Origin of the sequence: Legionella sp. ST3F1 (assembly GCF_048553315.1) — a bacterium.
Classification (GTDB): Bacteria; Pseudomonadota; Gammaproteobacteria; order Legionellales; family Legionellaceae; genus Tatlockia; species Tatlockia donaldsonii.
Window position 1 is genome coordinate 67,125 of record NZ_JBLZIO010000006.1, and the last position, 16,419, is coordinate 83,543.

Sequence of the window (16,419 nt, forward strand, 5' to 3'; positions counted from 1 at the left end):
TCAGATTAAATTGCGTAACACATACTGCAAGATTCCACCATGACGGTAGTACTCCAATTCATTGGCTGTATCGATACGACAGAGCACCTCTACTTTGTTTTCACTACCATCTTGTCGTGCGATAACCATGGTTAGTTTTGCTCCAGGTTTTAGTGAGTCATCAACAGCAATGCTGATTCGCTCGGAACCATTAAGTTGTAAAGTCTTTCTTGTTGTATCCCCCTGGAATTGCAGGGGCAGCACACCCATACCAATCAGGTTGGAACGGTGGATGCGTTCGAAGCTCTCAGCAATTACTGCTTTGACACCCAGGAGGTTTGTCCCTTTTGCTGCCCAATCCCGTGATGAGCCTGTACCGTATTCTTTCCCAGCGATAACTACAAGCTGTTGATGTTCTTTTTGATACAGCATGGAGGCATCATAGATTGACATGATTTTGTCTGAAGGGATGTGGCGAGTAACACCGCCTTCAACCTCAGGGGTCATTTCATTGCGAATGCGGATATTGGCGAAAGTGCCTCTCATCATGACCTCATGATTGCCGCGGCGTGAGCCATAAGAATTAAAGTCAGCCTCACTAACCCCTTTGGATTTCAGGTATAAGCCAGCAGGAGAGTTTGCTTTAATTGAGCCGGCAGGCGAAATATGATCAGTAGTAATCGAGTCGCCTAAAAGCGCCAGGACATAAGCTTTAGTTACTGGCTTAATTGCCTGCGGTTTGGCTGAAAGATTTTCAAAAAAGGGCGGGTGTTGGATATAGGTAGAATTGGCATCCCAACTATAAGTAGATCCGCTACTTGTTTTGATTGCTTGCCAGTGTTCATCCCCTTGAAATACTTCAGCGTATTCCTTACGAAACATTGTGCCAGATACTTGAGCAACTGCTGCTGCGACTTCCGCATTACTTGGCCAGATATCTTTGAGGAATACATCGTTGCCATCTGTATCTTGTCCCAGTGGTTCCTGGCTTAGATCAATACAAGTGGTACCGCTCAATGCATAAGCAACAACGAGCGGAGGTGATGCCAGCCAGTTGGCTCGCACTTGTGGATGAACTCTGCCTTCGAAGTTTCGATTACCAGAAAGAACAGAGCAGACTACGAGGTCGTTATCAGCCACGCAATGGGCAATGTCATCAGGCAACGGGCCTGAGTTGCCTATGCAGGTAGTACAACCATAACCCACCAGATTGAAGCCAAGTTGATCTAAATAAGTTTGTAACCCGGCATGGCGCAAATAATCAGTGACTACTTTTGAACCGGGAGCCAAAGAGGATTTGACCCAGGGTTTACGTGAGAGGCCTTTTTCAACTGCTTTTTTAGCAACTAGACCGGCAGCCATTAGTACACTGGGATTAGAGGTATTGGTACAACTGGTTATAGCGGCAATTACAACATTACCATGATGCATCTCAAACGCATTGTTTTTGACTGGAAAGGCTTTTCCCTTTTCTTTTGCCTTGCCGACTTCTTCCAGAAAGACGTCAAATTCGTGAGTTAAGGTTTTTAAATTAACTTTGTCTTGTGGGCGTTTTGGACCAGCCAAGGAGGGTTCAACAGTTGTTAAATCAAGCTGGAGGGTATCAGTAAAAACAGGGTCTTCTGCTTGACTGTCATACCATAAACCTTGTGCTTTACAGTAGGTTTCAACCAAAGCAATGGTATGGGCATCACGTCCGGTTAATTCCATATAACGTAAGGTTTCCTTGTCTACTGGGAAAAAGCCGCAGGTTGCACCGTATTCAGGGGCCATATTAGAGATCGTAGCACGATCAGCGAGAGGCAAATCAGTCAGGCCTGGGCCATAGAATTCAACGAATTTTCCTACTACCCCTTTTTTTCGCAGCATTTGGGTGACTGTGAGTACCAGATCGGTTGCTGTAATACCTTCTTTAAGCTTACCGGTTAATTTAAAGCCAACGACTTCAGGAATCAGCATAGAGACCGGTTGCCCAAGCATAGCTGCTTCGGCTTCGATACCGCCCACTCCCCAGCCTAATACACCTAAGCCATTAATCATTGTGGTGTGTGAGTCAGTACCTACGAGTGTATCGGGATAGGCATATAAATTTCCGTTATGCGTGCTAGACCAAACCGTTTTACCCAGATATTCCAGGTTGACTTGGTGACAGATGCCAGTACCTGGGGGAACTACCTGAAAATTGGCAAAGGCTTTTTGCCCCCAGCGCAAAAACTCATAGCGTTCTTTATTACGCTCAATTTCAATTTCGGTATTGATTTTAAGTGCATCGGGACTGGCAAATTTATCCACCATTACAGAATGGTCAATAACCAGATCAACGGGGGAAAGCGGAGATATTTTCTTGGCATCACCCCCCATTTTTTCCAAAGCATCGCGCATAGCGGCAAGATCAACGACAGCTGGAACACCGGTAAAGTCTTGCATTAACACTCTGGCAGGCCGATAAGCAATTTCATGGTGAGATGATTTTTTATGTAACCAGTCGGCGATTGCTTTAATGTCGTCTGTGGTTACTGTATGGCCGTCTTCAAAACGGAGTAAATTTTCAAATAATACTTTAAGAGAGTAGGGTAAGCGGTTAATCCCTTTAAAATGCTTTTTTTCTGCTTCTTTCAGGCTATAGTAGTGATAAGTTTTGCCATCTACTTGTAATTGGCTCTCAGTCGAGAGGCTATCTTGACCCACTTGCATATACTGACTCCGTTGAGTTCAAAACAGTAATGATAGCTGAAATTCAGCAAAGTTTCATGAGGCTAAGGGGGCTAATTAACTTTTCTTTATACGTAAAAAATGGCACTGACCAAATCGTGCCACTTTTCGTTCCAAGGCTAATTTTTCATACGGAACAAGACATGCTTGAGCATCGCTCTGTGTTAGCCCATGAATGGCATGCTTGCTTGCTGTCCATCAGCAGAGACTTTATCTCCTGTTGGTACAGGATGGACTAAAGCAGTCACTGTGGCAAACAAGGCTCGTTCTTCCTGTTGAACTTCAAGTTTATTCGCGTTTGTTTCCGCAATAACATAAAAAAGAGCAGGGGCTAAAATGAAAATAGCAATGCCTAGCAGAATGAGGCCGGCCGTTAGATCAAAGGGCAGGGCAATTAAACTGCAGACAAGCATCGTAGTACTCATTTGGGTTAGCTTAGTCATCACATTGTCCATAAAAGTGTAAGAATATTGTCCTTTCTTGCCACCAATATGGTAATAATCGGGTGATTTATGGTAATTCCTTACCAGGGTTTGCTGCTCAGCTGGGGTATCGATACAGCCTGTCAATGTCTCGGCAAAAAGAAAGTAAGAGCAAATCAATTTTTCTTTTGTTGTTTGGTTGTCGGCCTGTGCAATTTGTTGTCGGATAACAAGTTGCTTTTCCTTGAGCTGGTTAATGACAGGTTGCCAATTTATAACATATTGATAAGCCTGCAATTTTTGGAAGGCTTCAACTAAAAGTTTTTGCGCATCGTCTTCAGTTTTGTGTGGTCTTGCTCTAAAAAAATATCCCATGAATATCTCGCAATGAATTTTAACTCAAGCAGATTAGCATGTTCAAACAATAGTCAAAATGAGCTATTAGCATAATTTACAGCCAGGTAATAACTTTTAACTAGTCCTTGACGTTCGAGGTGAGGCGGAAAAGAAAGTTACTATTTGAAAAACTGGTATGTATTTTGCTAACTAATGTAAGATTACAGGGAGTTTGCCCATGGTTGATTTAATCCAGTTAGCCTCTATACAACCAGCTGCCAAAGAACTTCAGTTGGCCTGTGAAAATGATGCAATAGAGGGTGATAAAAGCGTGCAAGATAGTACGGCATTTATGGCTATTTTAGAACCTTTATTGCTTGATGAAGTTAATGAATCAAGTGTGATAGGTCGAGGAAAAAATATTAAACAACAAGAAAAAGCGAGTACTGAATCTCCTGAGCAAATTGAATTGTGTAATATAGCAGAATTTTGTGAAAATGGTTATAAGAATCAAACCATTGACGAAGAAAAATCAATTGAAACAGCAAATAAAATAAACGACCACAAAGACGAACTCGATTTGATAATCGTTGATAACCCACAATTAGCTTGGTTTAATGCCTCTTCTTTTGAAGCGCCTGGGGTGAGTTTGGAACTTTCCCAGGAAGAAGAAGCGGTCTCTGTTAATCAGCTTATACCGAGCAACCAAAAAGCCTTGACGGGACAGGAAATAGAACAGCCTCACGTAATAATACCTGAAAGAGTCAACGAGGTAGCAGAGCAATCCACGGCAGTTAAATTGGATAAGCCAATCACACAAGAGTTGTCGCTTGTAAAGCCAGTTAGTGATTATTCAAGTGATACGACTCATGAGCAGGCTCTCTTTGAGCAAATTAGGAATTCAGAAAATCGTATTCCATCAGTAACCTCCGAGAAGGATTTATTAGAATCGGGCTCAGAAGACAGTGAAATGTTCGTGATAGAACAACGAAGTGACAAAAATCTGGCAGCTATAATGCCTGTCTTGACTAATCATCCAAATACGCAGACTTCGACTACGGTAACAGTTCCAGCCAAGGTGATTGAGTTGTCACAGAGCGTCGTGAATCCCGAGTGGGGGGACGAATTTAATCAGCAGATAATTTGGATTGGCCAACAAAAAATTAAAAGTGCGACTATAAAATTAAATCCGCAGGAGCTAGGTCCATTGGAGGTCAGCATTAAAGTGGTTAAAGAAGTTGCTACTGTCAATATTACGACTCACTCGGCACCGGTGAGGGATTTAATTGAACAAGCCCTCCCGCGATTGCGAGATATGATGGCTGAACAAGGTATCAATTTGTCGCAGGTCAATATTGAGTCAAATAATAATCAGAGACAACAATCCCCGCAGTACGATGAAGAAAGACGGGTTGATCATGAAATCAACGATGAACAAGCACTTGCCACTACGTCATTAACAGGTAGAGTCAGTAAAAGCCTTATTGACTATTTTGCTTAAAAAATCATTCTTTAAATAATCACATTTTAATGGGAGGTTTAAGCATGTCAGTTTCTAGTGGATCTAAAAATTATTTTCTTGATTGGTTCCAACAGAATGGTAATTTTCTTGATAAGAAGCTGACTACAAAAGAATGGGATCAGAAGGCAAGCGAACATGCTGTAAAAAAAGCGGTTGAAAACAATAAAAAAGCGCGCGCAATATACAGTTATCTGGATAACAAAATCATCTTGCAACATGCAAGGCTGGTCGACTATATCTTAACGGAAGCCTTTAAAAAATTTCAGGCTTCTGACTTTGAAAATCCCTCTGGTTTTGCGCAACCTAAAAAAGCAAGCCCAGAGGTTGTTAATTTTTTTAAGGTAAGGACTAAATTAGAGGATTTCATTCGTCAAAATATCTTCCAGCATCCCAGCCAAGCGACACAGCTTCCGATGGCTTACAATAGCAGAGATGTTGCGTCAACAAGGCTGTTATGAAGGAGTTAACGTCGTTGTTGGTGTGTTGATACAATCGGATATTAAATTAAAACTGGTGGCTCATTTACCAGACATTTACCGAAATCAATTTTTAGAGCTAGAAACACTCATTGCACCTTTAAAAGCATTCCAAGTTCTACGTAAGGAGCTTGCGAAAGGGCAAAAACCCTATCACGATCTACCCTGTATCTTAATGTTGATTAGAGATCTCACCGGGTTTAGTGAAGTGCTAGGAGAGAATCAGAGTGAAATTGGACCCAAGCATTCCTCTTTTCAACAACTTGCTGCCAAGCAAAAATTGATACAAGGTATTTTAAATACTCAGACAAGACCATTACCCTGGTTTCCTAATACCTTACGAGAGGTTTATGAAAAAATTGTAGGAAAAAAAGATAACGTTGTTTGTAATCCAGCCGCCATAGGAGAGGATGAAGAACGCCCTGCTTTAAAGAGAGAGAGGGACGTTGTTGATTTATTAACATCCAATACTAAAGGTAACCCCTGGTTTTGGCAGTCGGTAGTTCCAGAGGAAAAACCTGCCTTGGGGGAAGGGACAGTTCTTACCAGTTCCCCCGCAGCTTTTTGAGCTCGAATACTATTGGTAGGAAATTAATAACAACTTCTTACACAACGAACAACAGCCCCATAGCGATTAACATAACAGTTTTTTTGGCAACGTACACCATAATAAGGTCCCCGGCCACGCCAGTAAACGGGTCCTGGGCGATAGTAATAACCGGGACGATAATAGCTGGGACCATAGTAGTAATACCTGGGGTAGTTGCGATAAACTTGGAAATAGGCTAATTCCATGTTCTTAGTTGCGCTTGGTGTTTGATTTTGGATTGACGCTGCATGAGAATTGGACGTATAAGCGGTGGTTAAAAACAATAAAGCAGAGATTGTAAGTGTAGGCAACAAGCCAATGTTTTTAACAGAATGGCTGTTCATGTTTACTGTCCTTAGTTGGTTAGGGCTATTTTAAATTATAGACAGATTGGCAAATTTTAACCAATTGCTGTTTTAAACTCAGAGAAGAGTTAATTCATCGTTTTCGTATTAATAGGTGGTCAAATTGATTGATAGAAACTATACCTTTCGTTTAGCAATTTTAAGTCTTATCGCTGGTATGCCAATGGCGTTCGCAGCCACGGTTTTTTCACCTGTCTGCCCAAAAGAAATCGATATAATGGAAACCTTGATGAATGCTTATCCAGGTTGGAGTCAGGTTGTTAGTAAAGGGAGTTATTACCTTAACAGCATTGCTTTTTACGCAGGTGACCCTAAGGATTTAGCGAATCTCAAACCCGATTTTGCCAACAAGGGAGTGGCTAAATGGTCTTTCTCACCCAATGATAATATTTATATTGTGTGCGGCTATAATCAGACTGCTATACAACTTACCCAAGCCTTACCTGCAAACATTAACCGTTGTGAAGTAACATTTGATCAAACAGCGATGAGTGAGAAAGGCTTTATCCCTAAAAAAGTAACTTGTTTCCAAGAGAAGTAGTTTTTCGCTATTCACTAAGCGAGATAAGTAATATTCACCAGAAATCCATTGGTATATAGATGAGCTAAGGTCAAGCCAGTACTCATCGTTTGTCCAGGCGCTCGACTAAGTTGATTTTTCCCCCAATCCGCAAATTCGTAGCCAATGCCAATTTGCCAATTTGAGGTTAATGCTTTTTGTACGCCAGCTCCAAGATTATAAGTGAATGCTGTTTTGGTATGAGATGAAAAATCGGGTGTGGGCAGTGCTTCAAAAATTGTTGGCATGTTAGTAAAACGGTAAGCTTCGTTAAATCCAATGCCTATACTGCCGCTAATCCAGGGGATAACAACATAACCGCTATCGAGCAAAATCTTGCCTTTTAGAGCAATATGAGAATGTTTTAAGCGGTAGTTGTAACTATAATTATTAAATTGGGGGTCCGCATCATCCCATACATAGCCTGATAATTTTGCATTACCTGTAGTGACTACAGCAAGGCCCACTTGGCTTTGGAGTTGATTCCCATGCAGTGTTTTTTGTATTCCTACAAAAAGTTCACCTTCTGCTAAAGCATCTGTTGTCTCATTTTTTACATAGGATTTTTCAATCTGTGGCGCGAGAAAAAAAGTTTGTGTTCTTCCACCATTTTCCCATACAGGGCCGCTACTTAAACTTGCAACAAAAGATGAATAAATAGTAGAGGATAGATTGTTAAAGAGAGGTATATTATTAGTTGCGTGAACTTCTTGCATTCCCAGTCTTGTACAGAGTATTAACACTACACTCAATTTACTGTTGTTTAACTTCATAAATACTCCTGTAATCAGCTATCCGATTGACGATTCATTCTACAAAGCATTATCGAATTACACAAGAAAAAATGATTATAAAATCAATTATTTGTAAAGTAATTGGCTTATCCTTTTCATAAAACTTAACCTAAGTGAGGGCTCAAATTTACCTCAAAAAATGCGATAGAAACGTTTAATCATTTAGCCTAATAACAGCATGAAAAAAGTTCTTAAACTTAAGAGAATAATGAGGGTACCAACAGTAATCATCAGTATCTTCGCTGGTATAATACGAATCATATAAGCGGAAATAGGAGCTGCAAGAGCACCACCTAAAATTAGACCAATAATAACTGGCCAGTGTTTAAGTCCAATAGTAGAAAAAAAAGTGGCGGAGATACTGGTTGTTACCAGGAATTCGGCTAAATTAACCGAACCGATTGTATAACGGGGTGGTTCACCTTGAGCGAGTAAGGCTGAGTTGACAATCGAGCCCCAACCACCGCCACCTGCTGCGTCCAGGAAGCCGCCGGCAAAGCCTAGTGGGATAAGACGGTGAATTTTTTGCGCTGGTTTTTCACGCCGCAGTAATTTATAGAGGATATAGTTCCTTATTCTTTCTGATAAACTACTTTGCTGAAAGGCTTTGTAGATGATGTAAATACCCATAACAAACAGATAAATCATCAGAAAAGGTTTAATAAGTTGTTCCGGAGCTTTTGTTAGTAGATGGGCGCCTGCAATACCTCCCAGGATGCCTGGGATAACAAGCCTGCGAAACAGGTTATGATCGATGTTTTTAAACATCATGTGTGAGAGGCCAGAAACAGCGGTAGTAACTATTTCTGCCGTGTGAACGCCAGCACTTGCCATCGAAGGCGCTACACCAAAGGCCATCAGTGCGGTCATACTGATGAGTCCGTAACCCATGCCAAGGCCGCCATCAATCAATTGGGCTCCAAAGCCAATTAATCCAAAAAGCAAATATTCATTCATTGATATTAATATTATTTTTTATATTAGAATAATACGCTTTAAAAATATTTTTTAAATGAGAAAATTAACTATTTTAAAAAATAGGACACTAACCAATTCATATTTTTATAGCTTACTTAACGAAATGAAGAGTGAATTAAAAAGATAAACTGGCTGTTATCTATTAAATCTGACAATGGGTTCTCTTCCCTCGAGTACCTCTGCAGGACTATCCTGGAGAAATTTATAATCAATCAATATATTTTTTACATATTGACAGATTTGATCCCACAGTTTTCTTTTATCGAAGATAGTTGCAGCATTGCTGCTGGGGCAATCAATCTCGAGATCAAGCAACGTGATTCCTTGAGGGTTAAACAAAGAGGTTGTGGTTGTCTTGGCATGATACCCATTCCCACTGATTTCATCTATTCCTTGACTGGTAGATAATTTTTTATAAATCTGTTCCTCTTTAACCTGCAAACCATTTCCTGTAGGAACAAAATCAATGGTGGTTTGTGGTTCGCAAGCTCGTATTAGACCACTGTTCACATTACTGACACAATAATTAGTGGCAAAGGGAAAACCAGCTTGGTGGAAATGCATCAGTGCTTGCAGCACTAATTCATCTTGATCTGCAGAAGGATAATTAGCGAATAAAAATTTTTTAAAAAAATTAATGAGTTCTTCATTATTGGCAAAGGTATCAGGGTCTTTAATTTCAATTTTGGCATTTATTAGTACTTGAGGGAGCGATAGACCATTGATTAGGATTGGGCATTTTTCGCCACTTCGTGCCCATCGGTTCCAATCTCTACGTGCCTGTTCCATGTCATTTGTGGGGGCGGCGGTATTCTCTTCTTCTGCATAGGCAAAAATACCTAAATGTTTATATTTCCAGTAAGTACCCATTGTTGTCTTTGATTCTGTTTTATTTGTTTTGCCAAAGTATAGCAAGCTTATCTTAAGTCAAAATTAAAATTAAAATTAAATATCAACCATGGCTTTTGGCCAATAAGCGGTTAATGTATGCGATCGCTAAAGCTGAAAAAACTAAAGTCAGATGAATAACTACTTGCCACATAACGGTATTACTAGTTTGCTTGGTGGGATCGATAAAGGTACGCAACAAATGGATCGAGGAAATCCCAATCAGTGCGAGTGCCAGTTTAATTTTCATGGCACCAGCATCTAACTCGTCAAGCCATTCGGGTTGATCAGGATGATTATGTAGATTCAATTTGGATACGAAGGTTTCGTAACCACCCATAACAACCATAATCAGTAAATTAGCAATCATAACCACATCAATTAAATCCAGTACGCCCAACATGATTTGAATATCATTAAAGCCGTTGATATGGAGAATTAAATGAAATAGTTCTTTGATAAAACGATAAACATAGGCGATTAAAATAAGCATAAGGCCAAAATACAAAGGGGTTTGCAGCCAGCGTCCCACAAAAATTAGACGGCTAATATTTTCTTTTAATTTATTCATGCTAAATCGTTCGCTGTTGAGAGAATTACCGTGATCAATTCAGGAGGTTGCAGTGTACTGTAATTTTTGAAAATAGAATAGGCAGTCAGATCTCTTTAACAGCATATTTCTTTTTCTCTTTGATGGCCAAATCAGGTCCTTTTGAAAGATAGGTAGTCAAACGAAGCGATAATTTCCAGCTATAGTTTATTTAGAGGTGGCATTTTTTCAGGGAGAAACTAATGGCCAGGAGGATATTGACAAATTTGGGGTTGTTGACAGTCTTGCTATTGATAAATTCCGCGAGTGGATGGGCTTCCTCACCACCAATACAACCACCAGGTGCCAGTTTACCACAATCTTATAATCCAGGGACGGGTAGCGATTTGTATACTATTAGTAATCATGGCGGGAGTTTTGACACTACACCGGTAGATCACACTGGTACTGAGAATGATATTCACTATGAGTACAATCATGTGCAATCAAAAGAATATCAAGGTAAACAACCTATTCACAAAGGGTTTTGACGTGTGGATGAAGTGAAATTCTGAACGTCAATCCTCTATTCGCAGTCAACAAAATGGAAAGATAAGAAACTATCGTTAATTTGTTGCTAATTTCTACAAGAAGCGATAAAAATGATTAAGGAATCTTATTAGAGCCAACCATGCCAATCTATTATAATGATAAGCTGTTGACCAAGTTCAAGAATAAGAAAGGCGGTAAAAACCACGTTGAGGTAGACGGTTTTTATCGTGATCCGGATGGGAATGAATTTTTCATTAAAAAACCCAAAGATCGTAAAGAGTTATTTACAGAGTTATTCGCTGGCTTGTTGCTAAAAGAATTCATAAGGCGCGAATTGATTGATGAAATTTATCATGATTCTTTTATTTGTGCCGACTTTATTAAACTTGACGATGGGAGTTATGGCCTTATTCAGCCAAAAATTGTATTTAAAGAATTATTTAAAATCATTGGTACCGGCTATCGTGATGGTTCAGATCGGGATCCTTTGTGGGAAATGTTTTGCGGGCCTCAGTATTATTTATTACTCACGCAATTAAGACAGCATTTTGGCCTGGCTGTCATTCTGATGTTTTCTTTGCTTTTAGGGGATAACAGTGTTCATAGTGGTAATGTCGTTTGTTTGGAAGTGATTGCTGCTCTCGCGATTGATTTTATACAATTTGCACGGATTGACTGGGGGGCTGCCTTTCGTTATTTTGGACACAAAAAAAATAATGAGGATCTTTTAAACCCGTTTGAATATCAGGGCTGGTTCAATCCTAAAGGCTATACAAAGGGTTATTTTTTAAATTACAAGAAAATCAAAGGGTTATTTCCAGCTATCGCCGAACAGGCAAAAAGCTTTCTGGCTCGAGTCGATGAAGCAATATTTGCCGATATGGTTGGCTGTGCATTGCAACAAATACCTGTTGATTTGGTGGATCATGAGACTAAAACAGAGCTGACCGCGTATCTTTGTATAGAATCCTTTAATGCGGTCATTTTGGGCAAAGAAGGTAATTCTCAACAATTTTCTCGTGACTTAGCGGAAATATTACATACACGATTAACAAAAATGACAGGCTTGCGGGATTTTGCTGTTGCCTCCGCTGAATCAAGCTTGTCGCAAATTATGTTTGTGGAAAGTACACCAAAAGCAGTTGCTTTGCCGGTTAATCTGGTTACTCCTTTTGCTGAACAGATGAAAATTTGGTTTAGTATCCTTTCTGCCTCTGATGAAAAAAGTATTTTTGACTTTAATACCGTAGAGTTAGCCAAATTAGTAAGACAGTTCAATGCGTTTACTAGCCGGTTATTACGGCAAGCTGAAACATTAACCGGGGCATTATCAACTGCTCATGGAGAGGGTTCTCAGCCTGGTCATTTTCTCCGTTGTTTATTTACTATGGAAGACGATTTAACCCCTCACTTCACCTCCTACACAGAAAAGCGCAGCTCCGATATACAACCTTATTGGCAGGCTGTTGAAATGGCGTTAACGTACAGTTTTAATACGATTGTTCTCATCAAGGTACTGCAAAATACCCAAAATTCAACTGAACTTGCCAAAGCATCGGCTATTCATTTCCTTTTTGGGGCTCTAAAAGATGCTTTAGAGTCGTTTGGTATCGCTTATCAAGGTTTAGTGCAGGAGCTCCAAGAAACACTATTGTCTATGACGGGTAAACAACTTGTTAAATGTTGTTTGGAGGAAGCTGATTTTGCCAGTACAAGTTTGTTAATTGGACTTGTACTTAAAAATCAGGCGCTATGGATGCGAATGAATTTAGCGTTTGATGAGGGGGGTGAAGAGTTTGGTCAGGATAAGGCTGTGCGTGAAATTGTCAGGTTGCGCCAATTCCATGAAGATTATAGGTTGCTCTCGACCTTAATCAGAGAGTTAGCACTAATAACTACCTTTGATACAAAGGGGGTCGTTGTCAATAAAATCTTCTGGCTTTTCGAAAAACTGCCTGAATCGTTGCAAATAGAACTTGCTCCTACCTTAACCAAAATTCAACTGGAATTTAAAGAGTGGCAGCAACGGTACAGTGTTGATGGGAGTCTGGATGAGTTGGATGAGGAATGCAATTCATCTTCAGAAACGGGCGACACAACGCATTTAACGGTGACGATTAGTTCTGAGAGTGTGGCGAATCCTGCTCCTAAACAAGCCGATGAAACTGTCGCAAGTAAACTGCTTTTTTTCCTACCGGCTAAGATTACCAATTTTTCAAACATGGTTAATAGATCGGCGGTTAAAAAAGAAGAAGCACCGCCGCCGTTAGCCAGTTCTCATAAGGCTTAAGAATTCATGGCCAATAACACTTTGTCAGCATCGCGATAACCTGCGGCGATTCGCTTTTGGATTGTGTTTGGAGAAAAATCAAACGGAGCACTTACAGTTTCTGGATCTACATTTTCAATATAAAGGATATTCTCAATATATTTGTAGTTTATAAGACGTTGATAACCTGGTAGCTGTTTAATAGGGCTATTAGCAGGGATGATTTTTTCAATTTCATCCATTGCTTCAATGTATTCATTGATTTTTTCAGTTAATTCTTTGTTAAACCTCACTTTATTAGAAAATTGAATTTCAAAAATTCTGTCAAAAACATCAATCATATTGTCCGGTATTTTGCCTTGGCTGGGAAAAAGATTGATGACAATAATTTGTTTTTCTACTGCCGGGTTTGGATCCAGGCAGTCCAAAACTGGGGATAACGGTGTGTTTTCAAATAAACCACCGTCCCAATAATACTTGTTTTTGATAGTTGTCATTGGAAAACCGGGAGGTAAGCTGCCGCTGGCCAACACATGTAAAGGCGTTATTTTTGTAGACCCCTTGCCTAGATTAGTGAACGTTTTTACTTTTCCTGTTGCAACATCTGTTGCAGTAAGAATTAGCCGAATAGTGGTATTATTGACCTTTTTAAAATCAATGTATTTGTCTAGTAAGTGCTGTAAAGGCTGGGTGAAATAAAAACTCGTCCAATTAGTCAGGTTCCAATAGTCAGTGCGTAGACGGAAAAAGGATTGATTACCAAACAAGGCCAGATAAGAGCTTAGTTTTTCACCGAAGGGAAAAGAAAAAACAGTGAGTTCTTCCCACATTGCTTCAAGGGTCGAAATTGGTTCCTCTCTCGCACCGACCAATGCTATGGCATTTATGGCACCAATAGAAACCCCTGAAATAATGTCTGGTGTGAATTGAGGATTCTCGTAGAGGCGTTTTAAAGCACCAAATTCATAAGCTCCTAATGCACCGCCGCCTTGCAGTACTATCCCTGTTTGTTTCATGGATATCCATTCTGTACAGCTAAATCTAATCTTTAGTATAGATTAAGTAAGGGCGCTTCGCATGACTCATAGTGAGCTGGCAGGGCAAGAGGTCCGTACATGGCTAGGGGAAAATAGCACCTTGATTTTTACCATGATTGGTATCCATATCATACTGGGTATCCCAGGTATTATGTTTACTGATGATCTCTTTTGCCTTCATGTTAAGCTCTGCTTTCAAAGCATTACAATTCGGCATCGCTGGCGTATTAAGCAAGGCCTGCTCAATTTCCATAGCTGCTCGTTTGCCATTATTCCCATGGCCTTCTTCATGTTTGCTTAAATTGTTCAGATAAGTATTCCATTTGTTTTGTAAATAAGGGGTACTCGTGTTTTGGTTGCTCCACGCCGGAAGAATGCTTGTTACATTGACTGAGACTGTAACATTTTTCACATAACAGGGATTTTGCGAGGGATGATTATAATGCCAGTTATAATTCCAGGTAACATACCAAATGGTTTGTGCATCGTAGTGAAGGCCTTTAATGACTGGGCCTAACTCACCCATTTGCTCGCGTAAGGTTTGTTCTGTGTTGCCGCTGATTTGATAGTAATTCTTTACCTCATTAATGCTATAGCTTGAAAAAGCCGCATTACTGAAAAAAAATATCAAGAAAGAGGAAAAAAAAAGGCGTTTCATGGTTAAGCTCCTGAAATATCAGGTAATCAAGCATTGACGAATATAACTACTATAACAAAGATCAATGATTGCGCGTCAAATATCTCTAGTAATTTAGCAGAATGGTTGTCTTTTTTTGACAATTAAGTCTAAATTAGACTAATATGTCTTTTTTGATTATTAAATTAGTCTATGAAAAAAGCAATTAAAGCATTCCTACCCACCGCCGAAGCAATTCAACGACTCTTATATCCCTATGCGGAGGTAGTTATCCACGATATAAAAGAGAATCGAATTGTGGCAATTTATCATCCTTTTTCTAAAAGAAGAGTGGGGGATTCTTCCTTGTTAAGTGAAGAGGAAGAAATGGCAACCTTGTCAGACTGTATTGGACCTTATGAAAAAATAAATTGGGATAGACGGAAGCTTAAATCAGTAAGCAGTATTATTCGTGATGAAAAAAATCAAGCTGTTGGTATGTTATGTATTAATCTTGATATTTCCAAATTAGAAAAAATGCAGGCGGTTATGGGAGAGTTTCTTGGTTGCGAGCAATTAATACCGCAACCCATTCCTTTATTTAAAGAAGACTGGCAAGCGCGTATTAATCACTACATCCATAATTATCTGGCAGAACATCATTTAACTCTTGAAATGTTAAGACGGCAAGAAAAAAAAGAACTCATTGAGCATCTGCAGCAAGTGGGTGCTTTTACTGCCAAACATGCTGCAACCTACATCGCCCAAATTCTCCATATTTCAAGGGCTACCGTTTATAACTATTTATCTGATCACTAAGGGGTAAGGATTCGTTATGTTCGATATTAAAAATGAAGTACTACAGGCAGAAAAGAGAATACAAGCTCATATACGTGAAACACCACTGGATTATTCTGTTGCATTGAGCAGAATGACCAATACCAATACTTACTTAAAGTGCGAAAATCTACAATACACTGGCTCTTTCAAAATACGGGGGGCATTCAATAAATTGCTTTCGTTAAATTCATCACAACAACAGCAGGGTGTGGTTACTGCTTCGTCTGGAAATCATGGGGCTGCGGTTGCTTTTGGTCTTAAAAAACTACATCTTCCCGGTATGGTTTTTGTTCCAGAAAATATTTCTTCAACAAAGATAGAGAACATTCGTAATTATGATGCTGCCCTGGAGTTTTATGCTACCGACTGCATGCAAACAGAAATGTATGCTCGGCATTATGCCGAGCAGCATAACATGATTTATATTTCGCCTTACAATGATGCGCAAATCATCGCTGGTCAAGGGATAATTGCTGCGGAATTAGTTCGGCAATTGGATCCGATTGATGTGGTTTTGGTCCCTATTGGTGGTGGTGGGCTAATAGCTGGGATTGCAGGTTATTTGAAAGCTGTTTCTGCAAAAACAAAAATTTATGGTTGTTTACCAAAGAACTCCCCTGTTATGGCTGAATCCATAAAGGCAGGACAAATTATAGATCTGGAAACAAGGGCAACCCTTTCTGATGCAACATCGGGTGGGATTGAACCAGATGCCATCACCTTTCAGCTTTGTGAACAATGGGTTGATGATTACATTCTGGTATCTGAAGAAGAAATTAAAGACGCAATTCGTACTCTCATCAAAACACAGCATCTTTTAATTGAGGGCGCAGCGGCTGTTGCACTGGCTGCCCTTATAAAAAGCGCTGAACAATTTCATGCTAAAAATGTAGTGGTTATTCTTAGTGGGGGAAATATCAGCCTGGAGACCTTAAAGAAGTTACTTGATTAATACC

The 16,419-nt window shown here is 39.8% G+C and carries 17 protein-coding genes; 8 read left to right on the plus strand and 9 right to left on the minus strand.

What is annotated here, in order from left to right; all coding sequences use genetic code 11:
• Positions 1-2,673, minus strand: coding sequence for an aconitate hydratase AcnA (acnA, locus tag ACN4Z1_RS06035; protein WP_228364184.1), 2,673 nt, complete (start codon positions 2,671-2,673; stop codon positions 1-3).
• A gap of 182 nt (positions 2,674-2,855) precedes the next feature.
• Positions 2,856-3,488: a hypothetical protein gene (locus ACN4Z1_RS06040; protein ID WP_228364183.1), complete on the minus strand. Its 633-nt coding sequence runs from the start codon at positions 3,486-3,488 to the stop codon at positions 2,856-2,858.
• 199 nt (positions 3,489-3,687) lie between these two features.
• Here ACN4Z1_RS06040 and ACN4Z1_RS06045 point away from each other — a divergent pair, with 199 nt between their 5' ends.
• Genes ACN4Z1_RS06045 through ACN4Z1_RS06055 form a run of 3 tightly spaced genes read left to right on the plus strand, consistent with a single transcriptional unit; the run spans position 3,688 to position 6,015 of the window.
• The gene (locus tag ACN4Z1_RS06045) at positions 3,688-4,950 is read left to right on the plus strand and encodes a flagellar hook-length control protein FliK (protein ID WP_228364182.1); all 1,263 of its coding nucleotides are present in this window, start codon (positions 3,688-3,690) and stop codon (positions 4,948-4,950) included.
• Positions 4,951-4,994: 44 nt separating this feature from the next.
• Positions 4,995-5,429 carry a hypothetical protein gene (locus ACN4Z1_RS06050; protein ID WP_228364181.1) on the plus strand — a complete coding sequence of 145 codons (435 nt, stop codon included), beginning with the start codon at positions 4,995-4,997 and terminating at the stop codon, positions 5,427-5,429.
• Complete coding sequence (locus ACN4Z1_RS06055) at positions 5,404-6,015, plus strand: hypothetical protein (protein WP_228364180.1); 612 nt, start codon at positions 5,404-5,406, stop codon at positions 6,013-6,015. The genes ACN4Z1_RS06050 and ACN4Z1_RS06055 overlap by 26 nt, the downstream gene beginning before the upstream one ends.
• A 23-nt stretch (positions 6,016-6,038) precedes the next feature.
• Here ACN4Z1_RS06055 and ACN4Z1_RS06060 read toward each other — a convergent pair whose 3' ends face one another.
• The gene (locus ACN4Z1_RS06060) at positions 6,039-6,380 is read right to left on the minus strand and encodes a hypothetical protein (RefSeq protein WP_228364179.1); all 342 of its coding nucleotides are present in this window, start codon (positions 6,378-6,380) and stop codon (positions 6,039-6,041) included.
• A 124-nt stretch (positions 6,381-6,504) separates the two neighbouring features.
• Between ACN4Z1_RS06060 and ACN4Z1_RS06065 the strand changes: the two genes are divergently transcribed.
• The gene (locus tag ACN4Z1_RS06065) at positions 6,505-6,942 is read left to right on the plus strand and encodes an STY0301 family protein (RefSeq protein ID WP_228364178.1); all 438 of its coding nucleotides are present in this window, start codon (positions 6,505-6,507) and stop codon (positions 6,940-6,942) included.
• 14 nt (positions 6,943-6,956) lie between these two features.
• On the opposite strand, the gene ACN4Z1_RS06070 is transcribed toward ACN4Z1_RS06065, so the two are convergent.
• The 4 genes from ACN4Z1_RS06070 to ACN4Z1_RS06085 form a co-directional block, all read right to left on the minus strand.
• Positions 6,957-7,733: an outer membrane protein gene (locus ACN4Z1_RS06070; RefSeq protein ID WP_228364177.1), complete on the minus strand. Its 777-nt coding sequence runs from the start codon at positions 7,731-7,733 to the stop codon at positions 6,957-6,959.
• A 183-nt stretch (positions 7,734-7,916) separates the two neighbouring features.
• Positions 7,917-8,711, minus strand: a complete 795-nt coding sequence (locus ACN4Z1_RS06075; protein ID WP_115221112.1) for a sulfite exporter TauE/SafE family protein — start codon at positions 8,709-8,711, stop codon at positions 7,917-7,919.
• Between the two features lie 156 nt (positions 8,712-8,867).
• Positions 8,868-9,602: a hypothetical protein gene (locus tag ACN4Z1_RS06080; RefSeq protein ID WP_228364176.1), complete on the minus strand. Its 735-nt coding sequence runs from the start codon at positions 9,600-9,602 to the stop codon at positions 8,868-8,870.
• A gap of 82 nt (positions 9,603-9,684) precedes the next feature.
• Positions 9,685-10,191 carry a TIGR00645 family protein gene (locus ACN4Z1_RS06085; protein WP_115221114.1) on the minus strand — a complete coding sequence of 169 codons (507 nt, stop codon included), beginning with the start codon at positions 10,189-10,191 and terminating at the stop codon, positions 9,685-9,687.
• 221 nt (positions 10,192-10,412) lie between these two features.
• Between ACN4Z1_RS06085 and ACN4Z1_RS06090 the strand changes: the two genes are divergently transcribed.
• Both ACN4Z1_RS06090 and ACN4Z1_RS06095 read left to right on the plus strand, forming a co-directional pair.
• Positions 10,413-10,700: a hypothetical protein gene (locus tag ACN4Z1_RS06090; protein ID WP_115221115.1), complete on the plus strand. Its 288-nt coding sequence runs from the start codon at positions 10,413-10,415 to the stop codon at positions 10,698-10,700.
• Positions 10,701-10,840: 140 nt separating this feature from the next.
• Entirely contained in the window at positions 10,841-12,991 is a 2,151-nt protein-coding gene (locus ACN4Z1_RS06095; protein WP_228364175.1) for a LepB GTPase-activating domain-containing protein, read from the plus strand.
• Here ACN4Z1_RS06095 and ACN4Z1_RS06100 read toward each other — a convergent pair.
• A complete protein-coding gene (locus tag ACN4Z1_RS06100; protein ID WP_228364174.1) occupies positions 12,988-13,986 on the minus strand; it encodes a patatin-like phospholipase family protein in 999 nt (332 codons plus the stop codon). The genes ACN4Z1_RS06095 and ACN4Z1_RS06100 overlap by 4 nt on opposite strands.
• 103 nt (positions 13,987-14,089) lie before the next feature.
• Positions 14,090-14,665, minus strand: coding sequence for a DUF922 domain-containing Zn-dependent protease (locus tag ACN4Z1_RS06105; protein ID WP_228364173.1), 576 nt, complete (start codon positions 14,663-14,665; stop codon positions 14,090-14,092).
• 171 nt (positions 14,666-14,836) lie between these two features.
• On the opposite strand from ACN4Z1_RS06105, the gene ACN4Z1_RS06110 reads away from it, so the two are divergent.
• Positions 14,837-15,442, plus strand: a complete 606-nt coding sequence (locus ACN4Z1_RS06110) for a helix-turn-helix transcriptional regulator (RefSeq protein WP_115221118.1) — start codon at positions 14,837-14,839, stop codon at positions 15,440-15,442.
• A 16-nt stretch (positions 15,443-15,458) separates the two neighbouring features.
• The gene (locus ACN4Z1_RS06115) at positions 15,459-16,415 is read left to right on the plus strand and encodes a threonine/serine dehydratase (protein ID WP_228364172.1); all 957 of its coding nucleotides are present in this window, start codon (positions 15,459-15,461) and stop codon (positions 16,413-16,415) included.
• Positions 16,416-16,419: the final 4 nt, after the last annotated feature.

Coding starts and splice junctions, on each gene's coding strand:
- acnA (WP_228364184.1), bottom strand. CDS start 2,673: ATGCAAGTGGGTCAAGATAGCCTCTCGACTGAGAGCCAATTACAAGTA.
- ACN4Z1_RS06040 (WP_228364183.1), bottom strand. CDS start 3,488: ATGGGATATTTTTTTAGAGCAAGACCACACAAAACTGAAGACGATGCG.
- ACN4Z1_RS06045 (WP_228364182.1), top strand. CDS start 3,688: ATGGTTGATTTAATCCAGTTAGCCTCTATACAACCAGCTGCCAAAGAA.
- ACN4Z1_RS06050 (WP_228364181.1), top strand. CDS start 4,995: ATGTCAGTTTCTAGTGGATCTAAAAATTATTTTCTTGATTGGTTCCAA.
- ACN4Z1_RS06055 (WP_228364180.1), top strand. CDS start 5,404: ATGTTGCGTCAACAAGGCTGTTATGAAGGAGTTAACGTCGTTGTTGGT.
- ACN4Z1_RS06060 (WP_228364179.1), bottom strand. CDS start 6,380: ATGAACAGCCATTCTGTTAAAAACATTGGCTTGTTGCCTACACTTACA.
- ACN4Z1_RS06070 (WP_228364177.1), bottom strand. CDS start 7,733: ATGAAGTTAAACAACAGTAAATTGAGTGTAGTGTTAATACTCTGTACA.
- ACN4Z1_RS06075 (WP_115221112.1), bottom strand. CDS start 8,711: ATGAATGAATATTTGCTTTTTGGATTAATTGGCTTTGGAGCCCAATTG.
- ACN4Z1_RS06080 (WP_228364176.1), bottom strand. CDS start 9,602: ATGGGTACTTACTGGAAATATAAACATTTAGGTATTTTTGCCTATGCA.
- ACN4Z1_RS06085 (WP_115221114.1), bottom strand. CDS start 10,191: ATGAATAAATTAAAAGAAAATATTAGCCGTCTAATTTTTGTGGGACGC.
- ACN4Z1_RS06090 (WP_115221115.1), top strand. CDS start 10,413: ATGGCCAGGAGGATATTGACAAATTTGGGGTTGTTGACAGTCTTGCTA.
- ACN4Z1_RS06095 (WP_228364175.1), top strand. CDS start 10,841: ATGCCAATCTATTATAATGATAAGCTGTTGACCAAGTTCAAGAATAAG.
- ACN4Z1_RS06100 (WP_228364174.1), bottom strand. CDS start 13,986: ATGAAACAAACAGGGATAGTACTGCAAGGCGGCGGTGCATTAGGAGCT.
- ACN4Z1_RS06105 (WP_228364173.1), bottom strand. CDS start 14,665: ATGAAACGCCTTTTTTTTTCCTCTTTCTTGATATTTTTTTTCAGTAAT.
- ACN4Z1_RS06110 (WP_115221118.1), top strand. CDS start 14,837: ATGAAAAAAGCAATTAAAGCATTCCTACCCACCGCCGAAGCAATTCAA.
- ACN4Z1_RS06115 (WP_228364172.1), top strand. CDS start 15,459: ATGTTCGATATTAAAAATGAAGTACTACAGGCAGAAAAGAGAATACAA.